The sequence below is a fragment of the Streptomyces sp. P1-3 genome (genome assembly GCF_050613155.1).
In the GTDB taxonomy this organism is placed as follows: domain Bacteria; phylum Actinomycetota; class Actinomycetes; order Streptomycetales; family Streptomycetaceae; genus Streptomyces.
In genome coordinates this window covers 6,582,823-6,605,208 of sequence record NZ_CP192512.1, presented here as the reverse complement: position 1 = coordinate 6,605,208, position 22,386 = coordinate 6,582,823, and the positions used below count along the sequence as shown (strand labels likewise).

Annotated in this window: 20 protein-coding genes and 1 pseudogene; 8 read left to right on the top strand and 13 right to left on the bottom strand. The window is 69.7% G+C overall.

All coding sequences use genetic code 11. The features are described 5' to 3' along the window. From xdhB to ACQUSR_RS28260, 5 genes are all read right to left on the bottom strand, one after another. The gene (xdhB, locus tag ACQUSR_RS28280; protein ID WP_431045425.1) at nucleotides 1-2,418 is read right to left on the bottom strand and encodes a xanthine dehydrogenase molybdopterin binding subunit; all 2,418 of its coding nucleotides are present in this window, start codon (nucleotides 2,416-2,418) and stop codon (nucleotides 1-3) included. Further along, on the bottom strand, nucleotides 2,415-3,896 hold the full coding sequence (locus ACQUSR_RS28275; RefSeq protein WP_431047893.1) for a xanthine dehydrogenase small subunit: 1,482 nt from the start codon (nucleotides 3,894-3,896) through the stop codon (nucleotides 2,415-2,417). Before ACQUSR_RS28275 ends, xdhB begins: the two co-directional genes overlap by 4 nt. A 682-nt stretch (nucleotides 3,897-4,578) precedes the next feature. Further along, nucleotides 4,579-5,076 (bottom strand): nucleoside deaminase, encoded by a 498-nt coding sequence (locus ACQUSR_RS28270; protein ID WP_431045424.1) that lies wholly within the window; start codon nucleotides 5,074-5,076, stop codon nucleotides 4,579-4,581. Nucleotides 5,077-5,163: 87 nt separating this feature from the next. Continuing rightward, nucleotides 5,164-5,502, bottom strand: coding sequence for a hypothetical protein (locus tag ACQUSR_RS28265; RefSeq protein WP_431045423.1), 339 nt, complete (start codon nucleotides 5,500-5,502; stop codon nucleotides 5,164-5,166). 480 nt (nucleotides 5,503-5,982) lie between these two features. Further along, on the bottom strand, nucleotides 5,983-6,453 hold the full coding sequence (locus ACQUSR_RS28260) for an Lrp/AsnC family transcriptional regulator (protein WP_431045422.1): 471 nt from the start codon (nucleotides 6,451-6,453) through the stop codon (nucleotides 5,983-5,985). 195 nt (nucleotides 6,454-6,648) lie between these two features. Between ACQUSR_RS28260 and ACQUSR_RS28255 the strand changes: the two genes are divergently transcribed. Further along, on the top strand, nucleotides 6,649-7,611 hold the full coding sequence (locus tag ACQUSR_RS28255; protein ID WP_431045421.1) for a DMT family transporter: 963 nt from the start codon (nucleotides 6,649-6,651) through the stop codon (nucleotides 7,609-7,611). Next, on the top strand, nucleotides 7,604-8,812 hold the full coding sequence (locus tag ACQUSR_RS28250) for an aromatic amino acid transaminase (RefSeq protein WP_431045420.1): 1,209 nt from the start codon (nucleotides 7,604-7,606) through the stop codon (nucleotides 8,810-8,812). The genes ACQUSR_RS28255 and ACQUSR_RS28250 overlap by 8 nt, the downstream gene beginning before the upstream one ends. Before the next feature lie 46 nt (nucleotides 8,813-8,858). On the opposite strand, the gene ACQUSR_RS28245 is transcribed toward ACQUSR_RS28250, so the two are convergent. Further along, nucleotides 8,859-9,236, bottom strand: a complete 378-nt coding sequence (locus tag ACQUSR_RS28245) for a hypothetical protein (RefSeq protein WP_431047891.1) — start codon at nucleotides 9,234-9,236, stop codon at nucleotides 8,859-8,861. Nucleotides 9,237-9,364: 128 nt separating this feature from the next. Between ACQUSR_RS28245 and ACQUSR_RS28240 the strand changes: the two genes are divergently transcribed. Continuing rightward, nucleotides 9,365-9,898 (top strand): GNAT family N-acetyltransferase, encoded by a 534-nt coding sequence (locus ACQUSR_RS28240; RefSeq protein WP_431045419.1) that lies wholly within the window; start codon nucleotides 9,365-9,367, stop codon nucleotides 9,896-9,898. Between the two features lie 84 nt (nucleotides 9,899-9,982). Here ACQUSR_RS28240 and ACQUSR_RS28235 read toward each other — a convergent pair. From ACQUSR_RS28235 to ACQUSR_RS28225, 3 genes and pseudogenes are all read right to left on the bottom strand, one after another. Continuing rightward, nucleotides 9,983-10,246, bottom strand: a pseudogene (locus ACQUSR_RS28235) (DUF523 domain-containing protein); the annotation flags it as partial. A gap of 125 nt (nucleotides 10,247-10,371) precedes the next feature. Continuing rightward, nucleotides 10,372-10,758 carry a VOC family protein gene (locus tag ACQUSR_RS28230; RefSeq protein ID WP_431045418.1) on the bottom strand — a complete coding sequence of 129 codons (387 nt, stop codon included), beginning with the start codon at nucleotides 10,756-10,758 and terminating at the stop codon, nucleotides 10,372-10,374. A gap of 225 nt (nucleotides 10,759-10,983) precedes the next feature. After that, nucleotides 10,984-11,568, bottom strand: a complete 585-nt coding sequence (locus ACQUSR_RS28225; RefSeq protein WP_431045417.1) for a TetR/AcrR family transcriptional regulator — start codon at nucleotides 11,566-11,568, stop codon at nucleotides 10,984-10,986. A gap of 281 nt (nucleotides 11,569-11,849) precedes the next feature. On the opposite strand from ACQUSR_RS28225, the gene ACQUSR_RS28220 reads away from it, so the two are divergent. The 3 genes from ACQUSR_RS28220 (at nucleotide 11,850) to ACQUSR_RS28210 (ending at nucleotide 13,362) form a co-directional block, all read left to right on the top strand. Next, the gene (locus tag ACQUSR_RS28220) at nucleotides 11,850-12,344 is read left to right on the top strand and encodes a hypothetical protein (protein ID WP_431045416.1); all 495 of its coding nucleotides are present in this window, start codon (nucleotides 11,850-11,852) and stop codon (nucleotides 12,342-12,344) included. Nucleotides 12,345-12,420: 76 nt separating this feature from the next. Continuing rightward, entirely contained in the window at nucleotides 12,421-13,083 is a 663-nt protein-coding gene (locus ACQUSR_RS28215) for a class I SAM-dependent methyltransferase (RefSeq protein WP_431045415.1), read from the top strand. A gap of 102 nt (nucleotides 13,084-13,185) precedes the next feature. Next, nucleotides 13,186-13,362 carry a hypothetical protein gene (locus ACQUSR_RS28210; protein ID WP_431045414.1) on the top strand — a complete coding sequence of 59 codons (177 nt, stop codon included), beginning with the start codon at nucleotides 13,186-13,188 and terminating at the stop codon, nucleotides 13,360-13,362. A gap of 296 nt (nucleotides 13,363-13,658) precedes the next feature. Here the strand turns inward: ACQUSR_RS28210 and ACQUSR_RS28205 are convergent, their stop codons facing one another. From ACQUSR_RS28205 to ACQUSR_RS28190, 4 genes are all read right to left on the bottom strand, one after another. Then, a complete protein-coding gene (locus ACQUSR_RS28205; RefSeq protein ID WP_431045413.1) occupies nucleotides 13,659-13,967 on the bottom strand; it encodes a hypothetical protein in 309 nt (102 codons plus the stop codon). A gap of 332 nt (nucleotides 13,968-14,299) precedes the next feature. Then, entirely contained in the window at nucleotides 14,300-16,153 is a 1,854-nt protein-coding gene (locus ACQUSR_RS28200) for a protein kinase domain-containing protein (protein WP_431045412.1), read from the bottom strand. A gap of 563 nt (nucleotides 16,154-16,716) precedes the next feature. Then, a complete protein-coding gene (locus tag ACQUSR_RS28195) occupies nucleotides 16,717-17,079 on the bottom strand; it encodes a VOC family protein (RefSeq protein WP_431045411.1) in 363 nt (120 codons plus the stop codon). 283 nt (nucleotides 17,080-17,362) lie between these two features. Next, a complete protein-coding gene (locus ACQUSR_RS28190; protein ID WP_431045410.1) occupies nucleotides 17,363-19,018 on the bottom strand; it encodes a methyltransferase domain-containing protein in 1,656 nt (551 codons plus the stop codon). A gap of 290 nt (nucleotides 19,019-19,308) precedes the next feature. Between ACQUSR_RS28190 and ACQUSR_RS28185 the strand changes: the two genes are divergently transcribed. Together ACQUSR_RS28185 and ACQUSR_RS28180 are read left to right on the top strand one after the other, a co-directional pair. Then, nucleotides 19,309-20,280, top strand: coding sequence for a hypothetical protein (locus tag ACQUSR_RS28185; protein WP_431045409.1), 972 nt, complete (start codon nucleotides 19,309-19,311; stop codon nucleotides 20,278-20,280). Nucleotides 20,281-20,295: 15 nt separating this feature from the next. After that, nucleotides 20,296-22,368 carry an ATP-binding protein gene (locus ACQUSR_RS28180; protein ID WP_431045408.1) on the top strand — a complete coding sequence of 691 codons (2,073 nt, stop codon included), beginning with the start codon at nucleotides 20,296-20,298 and terminating at the stop codon, nucleotides 22,366-22,368. The last annotated feature ends 18 nt before the right edge of the window (nucleotides 22,369-22,386 follow it).

Sequence of the window (22,386 nt, the reverse complement as noted above, 5' to 3'; positions counted from 1 at the left end):
TCAGGCACCACTCAACGCTTCTGTGGCGGCCCGGACCTCGCCGTTGACGGCAGATCCGTTGAGGGCGTGACCGTTCTTGGAGGCGTCGCTCTGGCGAGACTCCTGGATCGCCCAGTACACCGCCTCCGGCGTCGCGGGCGAGGCCAGATCGACGCTGACCCCGCTCGGCCCGAACGCGGCGGCGGCCTGCCGCAACGCTTCTCGCACCGAGAACGCCAGCATCAGCGGAGGCTCGCCCACGGCCTTGGAACCGTAGACGGCACCCTCCTCAGTGGCGTTCTCCAGCAGCGTGACGTTGAACTCCTCCGGCATCTCGGAGAAGCTCGGCAGCTTGTACGTGCTCGCCGCCTGGGTCTGCAGCCGTCCGCGGTGCGGCCCGTCGCTGGTGTCCCAGCGCAGGTCCTCCAGCGTCAGCCAGCCCGCGCCCTGCACGAACCCGCCCTCGACCTGACCGATGTCGATCATCGGGGAGAGGCTCTCGCCGACGTCGTGCACGATGTCCACGCGCCGGATCCGGTACGCGCCGGTGAAGCCGTCGACCTCCACCTCGGTCGCCGCGGCGCCATAGGCGAAGTACTTGAACGGCGAGCCCCGGAACGTCTTGGCGTCCCAGTGCAGCCCCTCGGTCCGGTAGAAGCCGGACGCCGACAGCTGCACCCGCTGGAAGTACGCGGTGTGCACCAGGTCGTCCCAGGCCAGCTCCTTGTCGCTGCCCAGGGCGCGCGCGACGCCCTCGACGATGCGTACGTCGGAGGCGTTCGCACCCAGCTGGGAGGCGGCCACCTGCAGCAGCCGCTCGCGCAGCTGCTCGCAGGCGTTCTTGATGGCCCCACCGTTGAGGTCCGCGCCCGAACTGGCCGCGGTCGCCGAGGTGTTGGGCACCTTGTCGGTACGCGTCGGGGCGAGGCGGACCTTGTGCAGCGGGATGCCCAGGGTGGTCGCGGCCACCTGGATCATCTTGGTGTGCAGGCCCTGGCCCATCTCGGTGCCGCCGTGGTTGATCAGGACGGAGCCGTCCTTGTAGATCAGCACCAGCGCGCCGCCCTGGTTGAAGGCGGTGAGGTTGAACGAGATACCGAACTTGATGCCGGTGATCGCGAGCGCCCGCTTGGTGTGCGGGTGCGCGGCGTTGAACGCGGCGATCTCGCGCCCCCGGTCGGCGATGCCGGCGTTCTCCTGGACCTGCCGCCAGACGGTGGAGATCCGGTCGGCCTGGGTGACCGGCTGCCCGTACGGCGTCGTCTGGCCCTGATCCGGCTGGTAGAAGTTGCGCTCGCGCAGCTCCATGGGGTCGAGGCCGAGCTGCGGCGCGACGCGGCCCAGGATGTCCTCGATCACCAGCATGCCCTGGGGTCCGCCGAAGCCGCGGAAGGCGGTGTTGGAGACCGTGTTGGTCTTGGCGACACGACCGGCGACCCGCGCGTTGGGGATCCAGTACGTGTTGTCGATGTGGCACAGCGCCCGGGCGAGGACCGGCTCGGACAGGTCCAGGCTCCAGCCGCCGTCCGCGGTCAGCGTCGCGTCGAGGGCCTGGATGCGGCCGTCGGCGTCGAAGCCGATCCTCCACGAGGCGTGGAACCCGTGCCGCTTGCCGGACATCGTCAGGTCCTGCGTCCGGTTGAGCCGGAACCGGACCGGGCGGCCGGTCAGCTTGGCGCCGAGCGCGGCGACGGCCGCGAACCCGTGCGGCTGCATTTCCTTGCCGCCAAAGCCGCCGCCCATCCGCAGGCACTGCACTGTCACCTCGTGAGCGGGCACACCGAGCACGTGGGAGACGATCTCCTGGGTCTCCGACGGGTGCTGGGTGCTGCTCTGGATGAACACCTGCCCGTTCTCGTCGACCTGGGCGAGGGCAGCGTGGGTCTCCAGGTAGAAGTGCTCCTGACCGGCGAACTGGAACTCACCGGTGAACACGTGCGCGGAGTCGGCGAAGCCGGCGTCGATGTCGCCGGTCTCCATCAGCGGCTTGGCGCCGTGGTAGCTCTCCGCCGCCATCGCGTCCTGCAGCGTGATCAGCGCGGGCTGCTCGTCGAGCTCCACCTCGACGGCCGCCGCACCGAGCCGGGCCGCCTCCAGGGTCTCACCGAGCACCCAGGCGACCGCGTGGCCGTAGAACATGACCTCGTCGGGGAAGAGCGGCTCGTCGTGCTTCATGCCGGCGTCGTTGACACCGGGCACGTCGGCGCCGGTCAGCACGCGGACCACGCCGGGCACGGCGAGCGCGGGCTCGGTGCGCAGCGCGGTGATCCGGCCGTGGGCCTTCATGACCTGGACCGGGTAGGCGTGCAGCACGTCCTTGGTGCGCTGCACCAGGTCGTCGGTGTAGAGCGCGGTGCCGGTGACGTGCTGGAAGGCACTCTCGTGCGGCAGCGAGACGCCGACTACGGGCTTCTCGGGGCGCTCGGAAAGGTGACTCATGACGACACCGCCTCGGTGGTCTGTGCGTGCAGCTTGAGCAGGCTCTGGCCGAGCATCGCGGAACGGTAGAGGGAGCTGGCGCGGTGGTCGTCCATCGGCGTGCCCTCGCCCCGCAGCACCCGGGCCGCGGCTTCTACAGTCTCTTCCGACCACGGCTCGCCCTCCAGGGCGGCCTCGGTGGCGAGCGCGCGGATCGGGGTGGCGGCCACGCCGCCCAGGCCGATGCGTGCCTTGCGGACGATCCCGTCCTCGATGCCGAGCGCGAAAGCGACGGCCACGCTGGAGATGTCGTCGAAGCGCCGCTTGGCGATCTTGTGAAAGGCCACGGTCGGCGACAGCGGCAGCGGGATGCGCACCGCGCGGATCAGCTCACCAGGACGGCGCACGCTCTGCCGGTAGCCGGTGAAGTAGTCCGCCAGCGGGACCTCGCGCTCACCATCGGCGTCCGCCAGGACCAGGGACGCCTCCAGCGCGAGCAGCACCGGCGGGCTGTCACCGATGGGGGAGCCGGTACCCAGGTTGCCGCCGAGAGTCGCGCCGTTGCGGATGAGCCGCGACGCGAACTGCGGGAACAGCTCCGCAAGCAGCGGGACGTCACCGTCGAGGCGACGCTCGATCTCGGTGAGCGTGAGCGCCGCCCCGATCTCGATGCAGTCGGACTCGACGCGCAGCTCCCGGAGTTCGGGCAGCCGGTCGATGGCGACCACGCAACCCTCCCGGCGGGAGCGGATGTTCACCTCGACGCCATAGTCGGTGGAGCCCGCGACCACCACCGCGTCGGGTCGCTCGCGCAGCAGCTCCAGCGTCTCGGCCAGGGTGCTCTTCCGCAGGAACGCGCTGTCGCCCTGGGCGTATTCGGTGGCAACCGGTGCGGGCGGGGACTGCTCGCGACGCTGCGCGAGCGGGTCCTCATCGGTGGGCGTACCAACGGCGAACGCGGCATCGCGAATCGGGCGGTAGCCGGTGCAGCGGCACAGGTTTCCGCTCAGCGCGTGCAGATCGAAACCGTTCGGACCGTGCTCGGCGTCGACGCTTTCGGCCGAGTCCGCGCCGTCGGCCGGGTCCGCGTGCGCGCAGCGGTCGGGCCGGTAGTACTCGGCGGCCATGCTGCAGACGAATCCCGGCGTGCAGTAGCCGCACTGGGAGCCGCCGCGGACCGCCATTTCCTCCTGCACCGGGTGCAGGGTGGGCGGCATGCCCGGTTCACCGGCGGTGGCGAGACCTTCGGAGGTGATGATCTCCTGACCGTCGAGCGCCGCGACCGGGACCAGACAGGCGTTGACTGCCACCCAGTCGGTGGGCTTGTTCACCCCGGGACGGGCCACCAGAACCGAACAGGCGCCGCACTCACCCTCGGCGCAACCCTCCTTCGTGCCGGTGAGCCCACGCTCGCGCAGAAAATCCAGCACTGTGGTGTGGGGCGCAGCCGGTGAAATCGATGCTTCTTCCCCATTGACCGTGATCCGCGCCGCTACCATGACAGGCCTTCGTTTCGGTGCGCGATCGGTCGATTCATTATGTTCGCCATTGTCAGGCAGCTTTCTGTGTTCAGACACGCCCTGTGAGAGGAGCGGGCGCACAACAGCGCGCAACAGCGACGTGCCGAGAGGTGGTGACGGGAAACCCGGAATGTGCCACGGACGGGCACATCAGAACGGCGTGCTCAGCAGCCGTGCGCGATCCGACCCGGAACCCAGACCGTGCACTGGGCGAGGCGACCGAGATCAGAGCTGGTGTACATCCGCTGGTCGCCTCCTCTCGGTAGCTATGGGTCGACGTTCACCGCAACGTAGTGGCTGGCGTCACCGGGGTCAAGAGATGATCTCGGTCTCTTGAGAGCCGATCGGATTCGAGGCTGGGAGCCACCGCCGGGTGGTCGCGCGCACGGTGTCCTGGCCGGCCGGCCGCCGTCGTCTGCACCGCTGCTACGAACGCAAGGCGAGGTTCCGGCCGGACGGGGCGTGGCTGTTACGCCACCGCTTCCCCGTCCGGCGGTTGATGCTGACGATCCGGCACACCTCGAGATCCGGGACCGCTCGGTCAATCGGGGACGCCGTCCCCTGACCGAGGAACGGCCCGTCTTGTGTCCGGGTCGGCTTCGATGACCGTGGAGTGGTACATCGTGTGTTCACCCTGGATCGGCACGGGTTCCCGCTCTTGTCAGTAGTCGACGCGGTCGGACTTCGCGATCCACGCGTCGAACGGCGCGGTGCGGTTGGGCAAGTCCAGGTGGACGACCTGCATGGGCCACGCTTCTTGGGGCTTCTTCTCGAACAGGTCGTAGAACTTGCGGTCGTCGAAGCCAGCCGCCGCGGCGTCGTTGCGGTCGGCGGAGAACACGAGCCGGTCGACGCGAGCCCACAGGGCGGTGGACAGACACATCGGGCACGGCTCGCACGAGGTGATCAGGGTGCAGTCTTCGAGGATGAAGGTGCCCAGTGCCGTGCAGGCGGCGCGTATCGCGTTGACTTCGGCGTGCGCGGACGGGTCGTTCGTCGCGGTGACCTGATTGTGTGCGGTCGCGATGACTGTGCCGTCCTTGACGATCAGGGCGCCGAAGGGGCCGCCTCCGCTGTTCGCGCTGTCCGTGGCGACGGCGATGGCCTGCTCCATCCATGCCTGCTCGTCCTGGACGATGGTCGCGGTGCTCACGGTCACGGTTGCTCCTTGTCGAATACGGTGAGGTGGGGTGCGGGTGCGGGTGCCGTCGGGAGGCGGTGACACCCGCACGAACAGGGGGTCCGGTCAGACGCGGTAGATGCGTTCCGGGGAGACCGGGGTGTGGGTGAGGCTCAGGCCGGTGGCGCTGCAGATGGCGTTGACGACGGTGGGGGTGGCGGAGATGGTGGGCGGCGCGCCGACGCCGCGTTGGACGGCATCCCAGATGGCACGCCAGGCCTCCAGCAGGCCCGCATGTCGGTGGAGGAGCTCGCCGGCGATGAGAGCATGCCCTTGAAGGCTCTGGCAGGGCAGGGGCCCACACAGCGAGTCGGCCAGGTTTCGGCCATCGAGTTCCGCCGTGACGGTGATGCCGAGGTCGGGCCAGGCGATCTCAATGTGCCGATCGGGCAGCGTCTTTTGCAAGGCGTTCCCAGTTCTTCGTCGTTCGGGATTGCCTGAGCAGTACACAGCCGTCCGAAGGGAATCAGCCAGGCGCCGAAGACATGAAATGTGGGTGGCACAAGACCGATGCTTCGTAGGTTCCTACGAGGACCGGTCTGGCCCTGGTGTGGTCAATGAAACCGGGTTGAGGCGGAGCTTGGTGGCCCGGGCGAGGCGGTGGCACCTGCTCGCGCGGTAGCCGGTCAGGACGACGGGATTCTCGGCGGCGCCGTCGTTCTGGGCACGTCGCCGAAGACGGTGCTGACCGATGCCGGGTCGGTCACGCCGGCGGCCCCCCGGGACCACGACGGCTCGTTCGCCGCGGCGTGCCTCCTCCCGTATAGGGCCGGTCGTCGGGGTTAGCCGCGGCGACGGTGCCAAACAGGCTGCACGGAAGAGCGTGTTCCTACGCGGTGTTTCTGCGCGGTGCTTCTACGCGGTGTTTTTCTACGCGGCGTTCCTTCAGTGCGGCGCCGAGGCGGGGCGGGGGAAGGTCTTGGACTGCTTGACGCTGCCGAACGCGAAGCTGGACTCGATCGACGCGATGCCGGGGATCGCGTGGATCCGGTCGCGCACCAGGTGCTCGTACGCCTCGAGGCTCTCGATGACGATCCTGAGGAGGTAGTCGCTGGTGCCGGCCATCAGGTAGCAGTCCTGGATGTGCTCGATGAGGCCGACGTGCTCCTCGAAGGCGTTGACGATCTCCGCCGTGTGCCGTTCGAGGCGGACCCGTACGAAGACGGTGATCGGAAGGCCGAAGGCCACCTGGTCCACCATGGCCGTGTAGCCGCGGATGAGGCCGGCCTCCTCCAGTTTCCGTACCCGGCGCAGACACGGCGAGGGCGACAGCCGGACCCGGTCGGCCAGGTCCTGGTTGGACAACCGCCCGTCCGCCTGCAGCTCGCGGATGATCCGCAGATCGACAGCGTCCATGGCGACTCCTTGCGGCTCTGTGCGGCTCTTCGCGGCCTCTTTGCCACTCATTGGCAGATCCTGCCCCCACAGTGACCTGAGCGGGCAGAAGTGGCAATCATATGCCCCCGGCATGACTCTATCCTTGCCCCGATGCGTGCAGGCTCGCGCGGCTCCGTGCCCGCCTGTGCAGGGATCTCATGCTGGAGGAATCCGTTGGCCACGACGAACACCGTTGGGCTGCCCCCGCCCACCGGGACGGTGCCGGCCGCGCGCCGACGGGTCTCCCCCACCACGGCGGGTATGGTCGCGCTGGGACTGACGGTGGCGGTCTGGGCCGCGTTCGCGCTCAGCGCGCGGGCGCTGGACAGCTCCACTCTCCTTCCCGCGGACGCGGCGCTGCTGCGGTTCGGGGTGCCGCTGCTCGTCCTGGCCCCCGCGCTGTGGCGCCGCCGCCGGCAGCTGGCCGCCGTCCGCCCAGCCGCCGCGGCCAAGATCATCGGCGGTGCCGGGGTGCCGTTCTTCCTGGCCGCGATGTACGGCGGTTCGCTGACGTCGGCCGCGTTCGTCGGGTCGCTCATCCCGGGGATGGTCCCGCTGTTCGTCTCCGCGCTCATGGTCCTGGCCGGGCAGGCCGCGCCCAGAGGCACACAGGCGGCCGGACTCGTCCTGATCCCCCTCGGGGTCCTCGCGCTGGTCTGGCCGTACACCTTCCCGCTCGACAAGGACGTGCTGGTCGGCTCCGGCTTCCTGTTGCTCGCCAGCGGGCTGTGGGCTCTGTACACGGTGGGCCTGCGGGAGGTCGGCCTCGACCCCGTCGGATCGATCGGGCTGCTGTGCCTGCCGTCGTTCGCCGTGCTGGTGCTCCTGGTCCTGACCGGGGTGCTCCCGACCAACCTCACCCACGCGGCGGGCGGTGACATCGCACTGTTCCTGGTCGTCCAGGGGCTGGGCGTCGGTCTGTGTGCCGGGCTGCTGTACGCGTTCGCCATCCGCCGGCTCGGCGCGCAGCGTAGCTCCGTCGTCGGCAGCCTCAGCCCCGTCGCCGCCAGTCTGCTCGCCATTCCCCTGCTCGACGAGTCGCCGAACCTCGCCGTCCTCGTCGGCGTCCCCCTCATCACCGCCGGCGTCGTGCTCGCCAACATGCGCCCGAGAACCAAGGTCCCCACCGATGCTTGAACTGCTCACTCCCCCGCCCGCCGACCCGCTGTGGGAGCTGGCCGCCGCGTTCGGCGCCGACGCGCGTCCCGAACGGCTGAACCTGGTCCTCGGCGTCTACCGCGACCACACGGGCGCCACCCCTGTCATGGCCACCGTCCGCGAGGCCGAGATACGGCTGGCCGAGGGCTCCGCGTCGAAGGAGTACCGGGGGCTGTCGGGGAACCCTGCCTTCAACCGCGCGATGCTGTCGACGGTGCTGGGAACCGATGACCTCACGGGCCGGGCCACGGCGATACAGACGGTCGCGGGCACCGGAGCCCTGCGCCTGCTGGCCGAGTTCGTCGGCCGGACGCGGCCCGGGGCGACCGTGTGGATCAGCGATCCCGCCTACGTCAACCACCGGCCCATCCTCGAGGCCGCCGGTCTGGTCGTCCGGAGCTACACCTACCTCGACGCCGAGGGACGCGCCGACACCGCGGGCATGGTGCACGACCTGCGTCAGGCGCGGCGGGACGACGTCGTACTGCTCCAGGGGTGCTGCCACAACCCCACCGGTGTCGACCCGTCCCCCGACGCCTGGGACGCGCTGGCCGAGCTGGCCGGACGCCACGGATGGGTACCGTTCATCGACCTCGCCTACCACGGGCTCGGCGACGGCTTCGAGGCCGACCTGCATGCCACGCGCACCCTGGCCGCACGCGTCCCGGAGCTGCTCATCGCGGTCAGCTGCTCCAAGAACTTCGGGCTCTACAACGACCGCACCGGCTGCGCCATCGTCCTCGGCCCTTCCCGGCACGCGCTGCGGCATGTCGAGACGTCCCTCCAGAACATCGCCCGCACGCTGTACTCCATGCCGCCCGAGCACGGCGCCGCCATCGTCGCCACCGTCCTCGGCGACGACGCCCTTCGGGCGGGCTGGCGGACCGAACTCGACGTCATGCGCGGCCGGATCACGGCCAACCGCGCCGACCTCGTCGCCGGTCTGAGCGCCCTGGGCTGCGGGCGGGAGGCGGAGATCCTCGCCCAGCAGAAGGGGATGTTCTCGACACTGCCCCTGACGGCGGACCACATGCTCACCCTGCGCGAACGGTTCGCCATCTACGGCACCACCTCGGGCCGCATCAACATCGCGGGCGTCTCGGCGCACCGCATCCCCTACCTCGCGCAGGGCATCGCCGCGGTCCTGGGCGCCGTGGAGGCACCGGTGCCCGCCGCCTGACGCGGGCCCGGAGCCGGGGGGATCGTGGTCAGCCGGGGGGGACACGTCAGCAGCGTCGCGTCACCCTTCTCCCACGCCGTACGCGGCGCTGCCAGCCGGTCCTTGTCCAGAGCCGCCTTGTCCACCTGAAGACCTGGGTGGCGACGATGACGCCTCGCTGGGGCCGCTGTGTGGTGGGCTTGATGACGCGGCCGAATGCGGTTTCCGCGCGCTGGGTGTAGGTGGCGCGCTGGTGGGCTGGGAGGCGGGCGTGCAGCAGATGCAGGTCCACCTGGTCGCCGGGTTCGGCGGCGAGTTGCTGGTAGGTAGCTTGCGCGTGAGAGACGGTGGTGCAGCCTCGGTGGTATCGGCTGAGCGAGGGTGGCCTGCGGCGAGGGCGTAGAGGAGGGTGTGCGTGACACCAGAGACCGAGACGGGTCTCGATACCGGTGTCGTCGAAGGCCGCGGTCTGGAAGGGGCGGTGCAGGCGGCCTGATGCCTTGGGGTCCGGGAGCGGCCGACGGGCGAGCGCCGATTACCGATGAGGCTCTTGCCTTCGGCAGGATGGGCACCATGACCGAGATCCACACACCCCGCCTCCTCCTCCGTCGCTGGCACGACGACGACCTCGCGCCCATGGCGGACATCAACGCGGACCCGCGGGTCATGCACTGGATCGACGACGGCTCGGTGCGCGACCTTGACCACACGGCGGAGGACATCGAGCGGTGGGAGGAGGAATGGGACGAGGAAGGCTTCGGCCTCTTCGCCGTCGAGCTGTTGGCCTCGGGCGAACTGGCCGGCTTCACGGGTCTGTCCGTGCCCGAGTTCCTGCCGGAGGTACTGCCGGCGGTGGCGATCAGTTGGCGGCTCGGCTCGCAGTACTGGGGCCAGGGATACGCGTCTGAAGCCGCCCAGGCCACGCTGGAGTTCGCGCTCCAGGACCGTGGCCTCGACCGCGTCATCAGCATCAGCCGGGTGGGGGACGACGCCTCCGAGAACGTCACCCGCAAGCTCGGTATGGTGCCGGAGCGCGAGACGGAACACCCGGTGTACGGCTTTCCGCTGCGCGTTCACACCATCGATCTCACTGAGTTCCAAGGGTGACCCGGCCGAGCTGTCGGATCATCACGAGACGGCCGACCGATGTCCATACGTCCTCGACCTCATTGATCTCCACGGTGTGAGATGCCCGGGCGCGGGCCGCACGGCGATCCCGTTCCGCTCGAGCAGCGCCGCGGTCACCCCGTCTCCCGGCACCAGCTCCCCGGCGAACGACCCGTCGTACACCGAACCCCGTCCGCACGACGGACTGCGCGGCATCAACAGCGCCTCCGTGCAGCCTCCGTGCCGCGCCGCCGCGAGTGCGCGCCGTGCTCCGTCCACGAACTCCGCCGTCACGTCCCGCCCGGTGTCCTCGACGACCCGCGCCGTCCCGTCGAGCACGTCGTGCCCGGATAATTTCCGCGCGGCGATGCGCTGCCCGGACACCCCACAGCTCAGCCGCCCCATCACGCTACTGCAAGCCATAGACCTCCAGACGCCCCCACCGGGGGCCGGACCGGAGGATGCGGCGGGGCTCAGCCGCCGAACTGCCAGAGGAACCACTCGTTGCCCCACGGGTCCGCGATCACCGCGACCCAGACCGGCCCCTTCTGCCGCTTGGGCGCCAGGACCTTGCCGCCGTTCTCCTCGACGGCCGCGATGGTGGCGTCCATGTCCTCGGTGCCCAGGAAGGGCATCGCCTTGTTCGTCTTCCAGAACGTGGCCAGGTCGCCCGACTCCGGGTTGCCCTCCCACATCAGACCGACCTGGGCGCCCCCGTCCCCGGTGCCCATGATCGGGTAGCCGGGGATATCGATGTCCACACTCCACCCGAAGGTCTGGGTGTAGAAGCGCTGCGCGTCGCTGTGGGCCTCCTGCGGCACCGTGACGTCCACCAGGTTGCAGGGATTCGCCTTCGCCATCGCTCTTTCCTCTCTCGATGTCCGGTAAGGATTATTTGCTCACGCTTTCGTGACATCTACACGCTAGCCGATCGTTACGGACGTCCGTACCAATCAGGCGGTAAAAGCGACACACACCACATCTGCCACACAACAGGGAAGGCCCACCACCGACGTGCGCCCCGGAAGGTGGTGGCCTTCGAGGCAGCCTCTCGGCGGCGGGCCCAGTACGCACGTCGGGCCCGGCTACGCCGGCGCCCCGCCCAGCATCCGCCCGAGTACGGCCAGGACCTGCTGACGGGAGGGTGGCTCGGGTGCCGACATCACCTGGAGGCACAGCCCGTTCATGACCGGCGGAATGCAGGCCGCGACCTCCGGGCCCACATGCGGCGTCATCGCCTCGACGCTGTCCCGGGTCAGGCGCGCGGCCACGTCCCGCAGAGCGGGGCGCCGCAGCGCCGCGAGGTACAGCTCGAACTCCACCATCGCCCGCGTCCGCCCCTCGCGCAGGCAGTCCATGACTCCGTCAGCCAGCGCCTCGGCCAGCTGCTCACGACTGTCCCCGGCATGCTCGACGGCCCACTCCCGCACGTAGCCGGCGAAACGGTCCGCAGCACGCTCCAGAGTCGCCCGGATCAACGCTTCGCGGTCCTTGAAGTGGTACGTCGTCGAGCTCAGTGACACATCGGCCCGCTCGGCGATCGCCCGGTGACTCAGCCCCTCCAGGCCGCGCTCCGCGATCAGCTCCTCCGCCACCTCGATAAGGCGCTCCCGCCGATTGGGGTCATGCCGGCGCGGTCGGCGCATGGGCCGCTGGGCCTCGTTCGCCACGATCAGATTCCTCTCGACAGGCAGAATCAGTACGAACGTACGTACTTGCCTTGAGCGTACGTCGCACACCGTGCGAGGAGCACCATGACTGGCCCCTGACGGAGTAGGCACCGGCGCCGGACTGTAAGCGGGACGACCGGCATCAGCTCCTGCACTTGCCGCCACGACAAGGGATCACCGCAGGTCAGACGGCATTCAGGCAGCCAGGTGAGCGCCTGGTGGTCGCGGCAGCGGGACACTGACCGTGTCGGCACCTGCTCCACTCCCGGGAGGCGATCACCATGCGCTCCTCTGCCGACCGCGGACGTGTCTGCCGACGCTGCGGCTGTCGCGATCACCAGCGCAGCCAGCTGGGAACACGTTGCCCCCGCCTGGCTACAGACCGTACCCACGGCACCTGGACCTTCGCCGTCGACCTGCCCAGCCCCTCCGCCAAACGCACCACCATCCGACGCGGCGGCCTCACCGACCGGTTCCCCGGCCGGATCCACCTCAACGGCCCCGTCGACGGCTGCCTGCCCAACACTCTCAACATCAGCATCGACGGCATCCAGGGCCACGAGCTCCTCGAAGCCGTACCGCAGATCGCCGCCTCCACCGGCTCGGCCTGCCACAGCGGCGAACACCAGCCCTCCCCGGTACTCAGCGTCATGGGGCTGCCCGATTCCCGCAGCCTCGCGGCCCTCCGCCTCTCGCTCGGGCGCTGGGCCACCGCTGACGACATCGACCGGACCGTCGAGCCGCTGACCGCCGCCTGTTTGGGGGGCAACGCGTGATCACATGAGCGACGTGACGAAGCCCAGGCTGAGCACCGTTCCCCGGACCGGGGCGGTGGGGACCGCAGGAGTACGGATGCACGAGGACAGAGAGCTCGCCAAGGCGCAGCGCGCGCACTGGCAGCGGACCTACGCGGCTCATCCGGGCATGTACGGAGACCAGCCCTCCGCCGCTGCCGTCCACGCCGCCGAGGTCTTCCGTACGACCGGCGCGAAGGAGGTTGTGGAACTGGGCGCCGGGCACGGCCGCGACGCTCTGTACTTCGCCCGCTGCGGCTTCACCGTCCAGGCCATCGACTTCAGTCCCACCGCTCTGGAACAGCTGCGGTCCGCCGCCGAGCAGCGAGAGGTCGGCTCGTCGGTGAACACCATGGTCCACGACGTGCGCGAGCCGCTGCCGCTGCCGGACGCCTCGGTGGACGCGGTCTTCGCGCACATGCTGTTGTGCATGGCGCTGTCCACCACGGAGATCAAGCAACTCGTCGCCGAGGTGCGCCGGATCCTGCGGCCCGGTGGCGCCTTCGTCTACACCGTCCGCCACACCGGCGACGCCCACTACGGAGCGGGCACCGCGCACGGCGACGACATCTTCGAGCACGGCGGCTTCGCGGTGCACTTCTTCGACCGTGCCCTGGTCGACGCCCTGGCGCAGGGCTGGAGCCTCGGCGAGGTGCACACGTGCGAGGAGGGTGAACTACCGCGCCGCCTGTGGCGGATCACCCAGACGGTGCCCCGGTGACGCCGGACCCTGGTCGTCGACGGCGGCGACCTGCTCTGCGTACGGCTTCCGCTTCTCCTGCGCCGTGAGATCGCCGAGGCGCCAGAGGGAACGCTGGTCCACGTGATCGCCCGTGACCCCGCAGGCTCGCTGGACCTGCACGCCTGGTGTCACACGACCGGACACAGCTACCTCGGCCCCGTACCCGACCCCGACCGCGCGGTGTATGCGCTGCGGCTCACCGCGGCCCCGGTCCGTACACGCGCCGACGCCCCCTGGAACACCGACCAGGCCCATTGATCGCGCTTCCACCCGCCGGTAGGCCCGCCCCCTGGATCTTCGGCGTCGGATCGATCGCATGCGCGACGGTCCCTGACAGCTACCGCCTCGCCCCCGCGATGCGCCGGCGCCTTGGCCCGTCGCCTGGTTCACGCGCGGAGGTGCCGATAGCACGCAAGCGTTCGGTGCCCCTTTCCAGCCCAGCCGTTAAGGCGTCGAGTTCAGCGGGCGACCAGGCCATCAGCCTGGAGCGCATCGACTAGGCCGGTCACATTGCGGGGCGTGACTCCCAGCCGCGCGGCCAGCGCTCAATGAGTTCATCGGCCCGCCGTGCAGGAGCGCCAACAACCGTGGTGCCGTAGTGACCGTCCGCGTATCGCCTCGCGAGCGGCCATGAGCTTCGACAGGGACACCTTCGGGCGCGCCGGGGCCGGCAGCAGGTCCGGCGTGGCCTGGCCGAGCCGGTCAGCGACCCGGTCGCGCATGCTGGCCATCGTCAACCTGCGCGGGTCGGCCTTCCCCGGCTGCCACTCCAGGTGGCCGATCACTGAGCGGGCGCTCCATCCGTGGACGCGGCAGATAGCCGCCGATACCCGCTCGATGGCCTCCAGGTACGGCGCCGACACGTGTACACCGTTTGAGGAATCGAGCACTAGCCGCCGGCGCACCTCGGCCCGCTGCTCAGGCGTCAACTCCACCGTCAGGATCTTCGGCGTTGGCATCGCTTCACGCCAAAGCACCTACCCCAACGGTGGATTGACCTCCCCCGGCCGCTTGGTCACCGACCTCGCCTGAACTCCTACGAGGGCCCCATGACTCCCCGGACACCCCCAACCCGGCACGATCGCACCGGTGCGCCCGCGCACGGCCCGGCGCCGCCGAGCCGACACGACGAGCGGTCATCCCAGCCCCCTGTCCGGCTCACTGCCGGCCCACTCCGCTGTTCGACGGGTCACCGTCAGTAGGGCACTGTGTCGCACCAGGTCTCCGCCCAGGCGGAGGCGCCGTGTGTGTTGGCCGCGCGCACCGTGACGCAGATCTCGTCACCGGAGAACGGACCCTTGATCGTGTAACTGGTGCTCCCGGTGGAGTAGACCGTGTCGACGTTCTTCTCGGTGAAGTTGCTGCCCTTGTTGGTGTAGTGGATGTCGTACCTGGTCGCTCGGGAGATTGCCGACCAGCTCACCTTGAGTGGCATGTCGCACGCGCCGACACAGGAGTTGGTGTACTCAAGCTCGTAGCCCTTCATGGCGGGCGGCGGCGAGCCGGAGGACGAGCCTCCGGAGTCGGATGGACCTCCGTCGTCCGTGGACGAATCTCCGCTGTCCGAGCCCGAAGAGCCGGACCTGCCGCTGTCGGAACCACTGTCGTCACCGGATGAACTGCCGCCGCCGTCAACACCCGACGACCCGGAACTACGGCTGCTGCTCTCCCGGACGTTCGGCTCATCCGTCCCGTCCGCCTCGTCCTTCCCCTTCTTGCCGTCATCGCCCTTGTCGTCGTCCCTGCCCTTGCCGTTTCCTCCCTTTCCTCCCTTGGAAGGTGAACTGCTGGGCGGGCTCGGCGAGGTGCTGCCGCCACGAGAGGCACTCGCACTATTGCCTGGTGACTGGGCATGCGTTCCGTCCCCGCCGCCACCCCCAAAAGGCTGAAGCAGGGCGACCGTGCCGCCGCCGACGGTGATGACGACGACGATGGGCAGCGCGATGAGCGTGCGGCGCCGGCGAGGCTCCCGCTCCCGCTTCGTGGCTCCGACGCCCGGGACGGCCGGGACGACTTCGGGAAGAGGCCCGCCCTTGGGCCGCAGCCCGACGGTCGCCAGATCCACGGGTTCCTCCCGCAGCGGCGCCGCCTCGGCGTCGAGCAGCCGCGCGGACTGCCGTGCGAGGTGCGCGACGACACCGGCAGGCAGCCAGGCGCCGCGCGCGGCGTGGGGACGCACCCGCTCGGGATCCTCCAGCAGCTCGTCGACGCTCGGCCGTTGATCGACGTCCTTCGCCAGACAGCGGGCGATGAGCGCCCGCAGCGACGCGTCCTCGACACCTGTCAGATCGGGCTCGCCCTCCACGATCTGGAACATCACCGCGTGCTGATTGCTTGCCTCCTGCCCGAACGGCAGTCGCGCGGTCGCCGCATACGTCAGCACGCACCCGAGGGTGAACACGTCGCTCTTGACCCCCGCGCGCCGCCCGAGCACCTGCTCCGGCGACATGAACCCGGGAGACCCGACGACCATCCCCGTACTGGTCAACAAGGACTCGACGGACGTTTCCAGCGCCCGCGCGATCCCGAAGTCGATGACCTTCGTGCCGTCCACGGTGAGCATCACGTTGGACGGCTTCAGATCGCGGTGCACGATCCCGGCGCCGTGAATGTCCTTGAGCGCCTTCAGCAGCCCGTCGGCGAGGGCGTGCAGGGACGCGGTCGGCAACGGCCCGTACTGTCGCACGACTTGATCAAGCGAGAGACCGGGAACGTACCCCGTGGCGACCCATGGCGGTTCATCGTCCGGACCCGCGTCGAGCACCGGCGCCGTGTACCGCGCCCCGACCCTCCGCGCCGCCTCGATCTCCCGCCGGAACCGCGCCCTGAAATGCTCGTCGGACACGTGCTCTTCGTGCACCACCTTCACGGCTACGGTCCGACCACTGTCCGACCGCGCGAGGAACACCCGCCCCATGCCGCCGGCACCAAGCCGCCCGAGCAGCAGATACGGGCCAATCCGCGCCGGGTCGCTCACCGCGAGCGGCTTGATACCCCCATCGACACAGTCGTCCCGCTCATCGGGTCCGTCCCCGTTCGTACCGCTCATGATGGTGTGACTCCCCCGACCCTCTTCGCCTGTTCAACGGCGTAACCCGGATGACAATAGACGCTGTTGACGCGCCTGGTGAAAGTGAGGGCGCGTCGTGCGAGCGGGACTCTTCTCAGCGGCATCACCCGCGCCGCCCGGCCGACCACTCCCCCGATCCGCATACCGGCCGCGCGCCCACCCTGCGACCACGTCCCACAGCTGCACACCCCCCCTCAGGCGCGCATGATGCCAGGGCGGCAACTGCGGCACCCGCAGATGACCGGCCTGCCGCTGCTCAGACCCTGACAGGCCCGTTTCGCGGGAACAGCGGCCGAAACCGCCTCGCCGCTCGTCCGCCCCCGGTAGCGTCCCGGTCCGGCGGAAGGGGGCGTCAGGATGGGCACGAGGGTGCTGGGCTTCCGGCTGGGGAACGGCTCGTGGCAGACCGCAGTGATCGTGACCGACAACGGTGTGCCGCACCAGGCCAGCGGCGCCTACGGGCGGCGGGACAGGGGCTCTCCTCCGCGTGTGCCGGGCAGCGAGAACCCGATCCACGCTCAGGCCGCCGCGCTGCGGGCCCTCTATGCCGATCGCGTCCGCCGTGGATACAGCCAGGTGCTCATCCCTCCTGCGAGCGTCCGCCTGGACGTCACCGAGCCTCCGCTGCCTGACTGGCCGTACGGCGCCAACGCGCCGGGCCCCGCCCCTGAACTGGTCGACGCGTTCGCAGGTGCCGCCCCGGCACGCCACCTGTTGCCCTCGAGGTCGGTGATGCTGAACTCGCCGCTGCCGTACGCCTGGTCGGCGATCTCGCGCAGGACCTTGACGCCCGCGTCCCGCAGCCGCTCGTACAGCGCGTCGACGTGGTCGGTGACGACGTACGCCCCGAAGGTGCCGGGCCTCAGGCACCAGCCCTCGGCGTCCGGGTCGTGGGAGCCAAGCATCACGGCTCTCCGCTGAGGCTACAGCCTCCCGGAAGCTCTCCCCGGCTGCATGCAGCCGGGCTCACGAGCAGGCCGGCCCGCTACGGCACAGCATCTCTGGCGGTCCGGTGGAGCCCGGTCGGCGCCACCGTGCGCCCGGTCACCGGCCGCCCCGCCGGGCCTTCACTGCCGTACGCCGCGGCAGCGCAACCACCCGCTGCTGAGGCTGGTCCTGGACGGCCTGCGGGAGAACGCACGACGGCTGAGCTCCTCCGCTCCAGCGCAGCGGATGGCATGACACGCCTTACCGGTCGGCGCCGCGCGTGAAGTGGAAGATGCCCCAGGTGAGGTGCTTGTCGCGGCCACCGTCGATCCAGTGAGCGAGGCCCTTTTTCATCGCGGCGAGGTAGTCGTGGCTGACCTTCCTGGCCAGCCCCTCGGCCTCCTGGCGCCCGGTCTCCTCAAGGACCCGTGCGTAGTGCGTCACCAACTGCTCGCGGTGCTCCTCGAAGCCGCCGTCGACGGCGGTGAAGCCGAGCCGAGTCAGCTCGCGGGTGTAGAAGCCGGGCGAGCCCATGTCGTCCAGGTGGATGCGGTCGAGAATCGGCCGCAGCACACCGGTGGGGCAGGCGTCCGCCGCCATCGGGTCGGTGAAGATGAGACGGCCGCCCGGCCGCAGTACCCGGGCGATCTCCTCCAGCACCTGTCCGCGGTTCCCACTGTGCAGGAAGGCGTCCTGGGACCAGACGACATCCACATGAGCATCCGGGTACGGGATGTCCTCGAAGGACCCGTCCACCACCTCGATCCTGTCGGTGAGGCGGCGGGCCGAGTTCAGCTCCCGGTGGCGCCGGTTCTCCACCTCGCTGAGGTTGAGGGCCAGGACCCGGCAGCCGTACGTCTGAGCCAGACACCGTGCCGAGCCGCCGAACCCCGAACCAAGGTCGAGCACCACGGACTCCGCTGTCATTTCCAGCTTCGAGGCCATCCGCTCGACAGTGCGTCGGCTGGCGTCCGCGATGGGCTGTCCGGGGTGCTCGTAGAGGCCGATGTGGATGTCCTCGCCGCCCCACACCGTGGCATAGAAGGTGTCGGCGTCAGGCGAGTTGTAGTAGTCGCGGGCGGCGCCGACCGCGCCTCGGTACCGCCCCTCCTGATCGTCGTCCATCCGGTACTCCTTCTGGGCCACGTGTACGAAGAAATCCGGCTGCTCGCCCCGGTAGGTGTGCTGGAAGTCGCCATAGGTCTCGATGCGCTGGAAGCCCACGTCGGACATGAGCCGACGGGTGTAGTCCTTCCGCAGCGGGAACATGTTGAGGTGGTACACGGAGTCGTCCGGGAAGACGTACCGCATCCGGCACAGCCCCTCGTCGACATGCTCCGGCTCCACAGTGACGTCCTCACCGCAGTAGTAATACGTGTGTGTGCTGGTGTACCCGCCGTCCAGAATCGCGTCGTAATTGCGCTGGTCCAGCACCAGGATTCCGTCGTGCTTGAGCATCGCGTAGAACTCGGCCAACGCCTTGCGCCGGTCGCGCTCCGAGAACAGGTGCGTGAAGGAGTTGCCGAGGCAGACGATGGCGTCGTACTCCCCGTGGACATCTCTGTTGAGCCAGCGCCAGTCCGCCTGGACGACGCGCAGGATGTGGCCGCCCTTCTTCATGCCGTTCTCGAAGGCCATCGCCAGCATCTCCGCACTGCCGTCCGCGCTGACGGTTTCGAATCCGGCCGCCAGCAGCCGTACGGAGTGAAAGCCGGTCCCGGTCGCGACGTCGAGCACGCTCCGCACGCCCCGCTCACGCAGCAGGTCGATGAAGAACGTCCCCTCGCTCTCTGCCCTCTTCTCCCAATCTATGAGCGCGTCCCACTTCTCGACGAAGCTGGGGACGTACTCCTCGGTGTAGTGCCCGGTTTCTCGTACCTCGACGGGGTCGTCGCCGAACTCTTGGGCCGGGTGCACGGTAATGGGGAACCCCTTCAGTTGTGGGAATCACCTGTGTGGACAGCCCGGGACGGCACAGACCCCAGGGCCTTGGAAACCGCACGTCTGAGCCTCTGCTATCCACTCCTGGAGGTCTCATGCCTCCGGTCTCCAACTCTCTTGTGTGCAACGGAGGTTGCCGCGTGGGAGGGCTGGTGAACGGAGTGGATCCTGTGTAGTTTGACGAAGATGCCAGCCGGGGGGACGGCACGGGCGCGACCTTCCTGACTGTGAGCCACCGGCCCGAAGAGAGGAACAGGACCCAGTCAGTGTCAGCCGCAGCGCCTTCGTCACCCGAGGACACGGAGTCCTTCGTCGTGAGCTTCTACGGCCCGCGCCTGCTGCTGTGGGTCTGGGACCGGGCCGAGGGCGAACCGGACGTTCCGGTCTCCTGCGCCGAGTTCGGCTCCTGGCAGAGCATTCCCATGAGCGCCGTCCGGTCCCTCACCGACCATCTGAGCGGGCAGGCACTGATCCGCTCATACGGCGGCCACGCGGACGCCCCTGTGGTGACCCTGCTCGCCGCGGGCGCCGAGCGGGCCCGTCAGTTGCAGGTCCGCCGGGCGGACCCGGCCGAGCGCGGGCGGCATGCCGTGAAGGCCGTCCTGCACTGGATCTACGCGCAGGCCGACCGGCGGCCCTTGCGGATCAGCGGGTTCCTCGACTCGCCGGGGATCTACTTCCTCGGTGAGGCCCTGTCGCGGGGCGAGGTCGCCCGGACACTCTCCTATCTGGAAGAGGCGGGACTGATCACCTGTGCGGGGCCCACGTTCCACAACGGAGTCGGATCGCACGTGGAACTCACCTCGCTGGGCGTGGAAGCCGTACAGAACAGCGAGGAACCGGACCAGTACCTGGCCCGGCGGCGCGAGGAGACGCGGCCCGCCAGCCAGACCCATATAAGGGCCGGCACGGTCCATTACGCAGCGGAAGGCGGCACCCACAGCAACATCCACAACACCATCGACGTCCATACGGGGTTGTCACCCGATGATCTCGCCCGGCTTGTAGGCGAGTTGGCCCCCGCGCTGCGCCTCGACGCGGAGTCCCGGGCGGCGCTGCTGCGCACCGCGCAGGCGCTGGGGCGGCGGGGTGACACCGACGACGAACCGGAGCGGGACCGGCAGCGCGGTCTGATGGAGCGGATGCGCCGCCTGCTGGGCGGCGCTCCCGACACGGTCGGCAGACAGCTCATGCTGGACTCGGTCGGCCAGGCGCTGGGGCGGCTCCTCGGAGGGTGAGCCGTGGCGAGGCCGATGCGTGAACACACCGAGGAGGGCGGTGCCATGCGGCTGTACGCACGTGATCCGATCCTGCGCGCGCTGGTGCCGCGGCTGCTCGGCCTCGCGTACGACAAGCGGAACCTGGTGGCGCAGGAGCACCGTGACGACCTGCCCGTCGTGCTGCTGACCGGCCGCCACGGCATGGGCAAGACTGCTGTCCTCGATGCCCTGGAGACGGCCTATCGGGGCAGGGTTCCGCTCGGCAGAGCCGACAGCGCGGAGGTCGACCCGGCGCGCTGGGCGGGCTTCGCCGTGTCGAACACCTCACCCGTGCTGGAACTCCTGGAACAACTGGTGTGCGAGCTGGCGGCGGTGGTCCCCGGCACCAGCCGGCTCCGCTTCCCCCGGCTGCTGCCAGGGCTGTTCGCGATATCCAGCTGGCACCGGGGCAACGAGCACGAGCAGCGCCTGGCGCGGGACCGGATCGCCCGCCTCATCGCCGCCTGCGGGCTGGAAAAGGGCGACGAGCGTACGGACACCGGTATGGACTGGATGTCCGACGTCAGTGAACGCCTGGCCGACACGGATCAGCAGTATGGCCTGGAACCGGTCGCCGCCGCGGTCATCCAGCAGTACTTCAGCCGGCACACCCGCACCCGGGCCGGACGGGCCGTACGGGAGTGGTACCACGAGCGGTCCGCGGGGACGGCCGACGGCGAAGCCGCTCTGATACGGCTCAGCCTCCGCTTCCACCAAGGCGGTGCCTTCCGGCACGCCGTCGAACGGCTCCTGACCTCCGCCCTGATCGAGGACGTCAGCGATGCCTACGGCCGCTGGCAGCGGATGAACCGGACGCCCAAGCCGCTCATCCTGCTCGACAACGTCCACACGGCGGCCGGGCGACGCGTACTCGACCTGATCCTCGAGCACCGGGCCGGACGCGGCTCCGATGATCCGGACCCGCTGGTCGTCGTGGCGACCCGGCTGGGCGGCGGCGCGGACCTCTACCCGGACGCCTCACACAGCGAGCTTCCCGAACTCTCCGTCGCCTCCGGCTGGGAGCGGACCGCCCCCGGGTCGCCGTCCGCCGGACTGCTCACCGTCCCGCTGGCGCCACTGAGCCTCGACGACCTGCTGATGATGCTCGACCGTGCCGAAGGGCCGCTGCACCGCCGGCTGCCATCGGCGCTGCACACCCTGGCCCGGGGCCATCCACTGGGCAGCGGCCTCCTGTGCGATGCCATCGTGCATACCAACGCCCAACGCCCCGTTCTTCCTGAAGACTTACTCGACCTGTGCACGGCGGAAGGTCGGTCCGTCACCGAACGATTGCTGGCACAGCTGATCCCGCCGCCCCAGCTCCGCGACCATCTGGCGCTGCTGTCCCTCGCCCGCGACCGGGACGCCGCGGAGGCGCTGGCGGCCGCGTACGCGGTCTCGGGCGCCGACCCGCTCCCCGTAGCCGCGGCCGCCCGCTACCTGGAGGAGGAGCAATGGACGGACCGGCCGGATGAGGTGGGCACACCGGGCCATGAGTGCCGCGGCACCTCGCCGTTCGCCCCCGACCCGTTCCTCCACGCCCTCTTGGTCCACGCCGCTCGGAACGGCTCCGCCGCGGCCGGCCCCGGCCGGCGCTGGTCCGACCTGCACCGCATCCTGCGGGAGCACCACACCGCCCTCGGTGCGGGAGACTCGGCGGACATCCTGCGGCACACACTCGCCGCCGGTGACGCGCGTCCGGTGGTGATCCAGCTGACCGCGCACTTCGCCGACGGAGACGCGGACCGCTGGCTTCGGACACTGCGGCATGTCGCCACGGCGCCCCACCCCCCACGGGCCGAGTGGACCGATCACCGCCTGGAGATCGCCCGGGGCGATCACGACCACCGCTACGCCGAAGCCGACGACGTGCGACGATCCGTCAACAGGCTGCTGCACGGACTCTGGTATCTCTGCGAAACGTACGCGGAGCCCTTCGCCGACATCTGTGACGGCATCGGCTCCGAGCTGGCATTCCTGTCGATGCGGCATACGTCAGGCCGCGCCGCACTGAACCAGGCGTCCCGGACGTGGCCTACGAGCTTGCGAAGGGAACCACCGTGCTGAGGGGTCTGCTGAGAGGGT

Coding starts and splice junctions, on each gene's coding strand:
- xdhB (WP_431045425.1), bottom strand. CDS start 2,418: ATGAGTCACCTTTCCGAGCGCCCCGAGAAGCCCGTAGTCGGCGTCTCG.
- ACQUSR_RS28275 (WP_431047893.1), bottom strand. CDS start 3,896: ATGGTAGCGGCGCGGATCACGGTCAATGGGGAAGAAGCATCGATTTCA.
- ACQUSR_RS28260 (WP_431045422.1), bottom strand. CDS start 6,453: ATGGACGCTGTCGATCTGCGGATCATCCGCGAGCTGCAGGCGGACGGG.
- ACQUSR_RS28250 (WP_431045420.1), top strand. CDS start 7,604: ATGCTTGAACTGCTCACTCCCCCGCCCGCCGACCCGCTGTGGGAGCTG.
- ACQUSR_RS28240 (WP_431045419.1), top strand. CDS start 9,365: ATGACCGAGATCCACACACCCCGCCTCCTCCTCCGTCGCTGGCACGAC.
- ACQUSR_RS28230 (WP_431045418.1), bottom strand. CDS start 10,758: ATGGCGAAGGCGAATCCCTGCAACCTGGTGGACGTCACGGTGCCGCAG.
- ACQUSR_RS28220 (WP_431045416.1), top strand. CDS start 11,850: ATGCGCTCCTCTGCCGACCGCGGACGTGTCTGCCGACGCTGCGGCTGT.
- ACQUSR_RS28215 (WP_431045415.1), top strand. CDS start 12,421: ATGCACGAGGACAGAGAGCTCGCCAAGGCGCAGCGCGCGCACTGGCAG.
- ACQUSR_RS28200 (WP_431045412.1), bottom strand. CDS start 16,153: ATGAGCGGTACGAACGGGGACGGACCCGATGAGCGGGACGACTGTGTC.
- ACQUSR_RS28195 (WP_431045411.1), bottom strand. CDS start 17,079: ATGCTTGGCTCCCACGACCCGGACGCCGAGGGCTGGTGCCTGAGGCCC.
- ACQUSR_RS28180 (WP_431045408.1), top strand. CDS start 20,296: ATGCGTGAACACACCGAGGAGGGCGGTGCCATGCGGCTGTACGCACGT.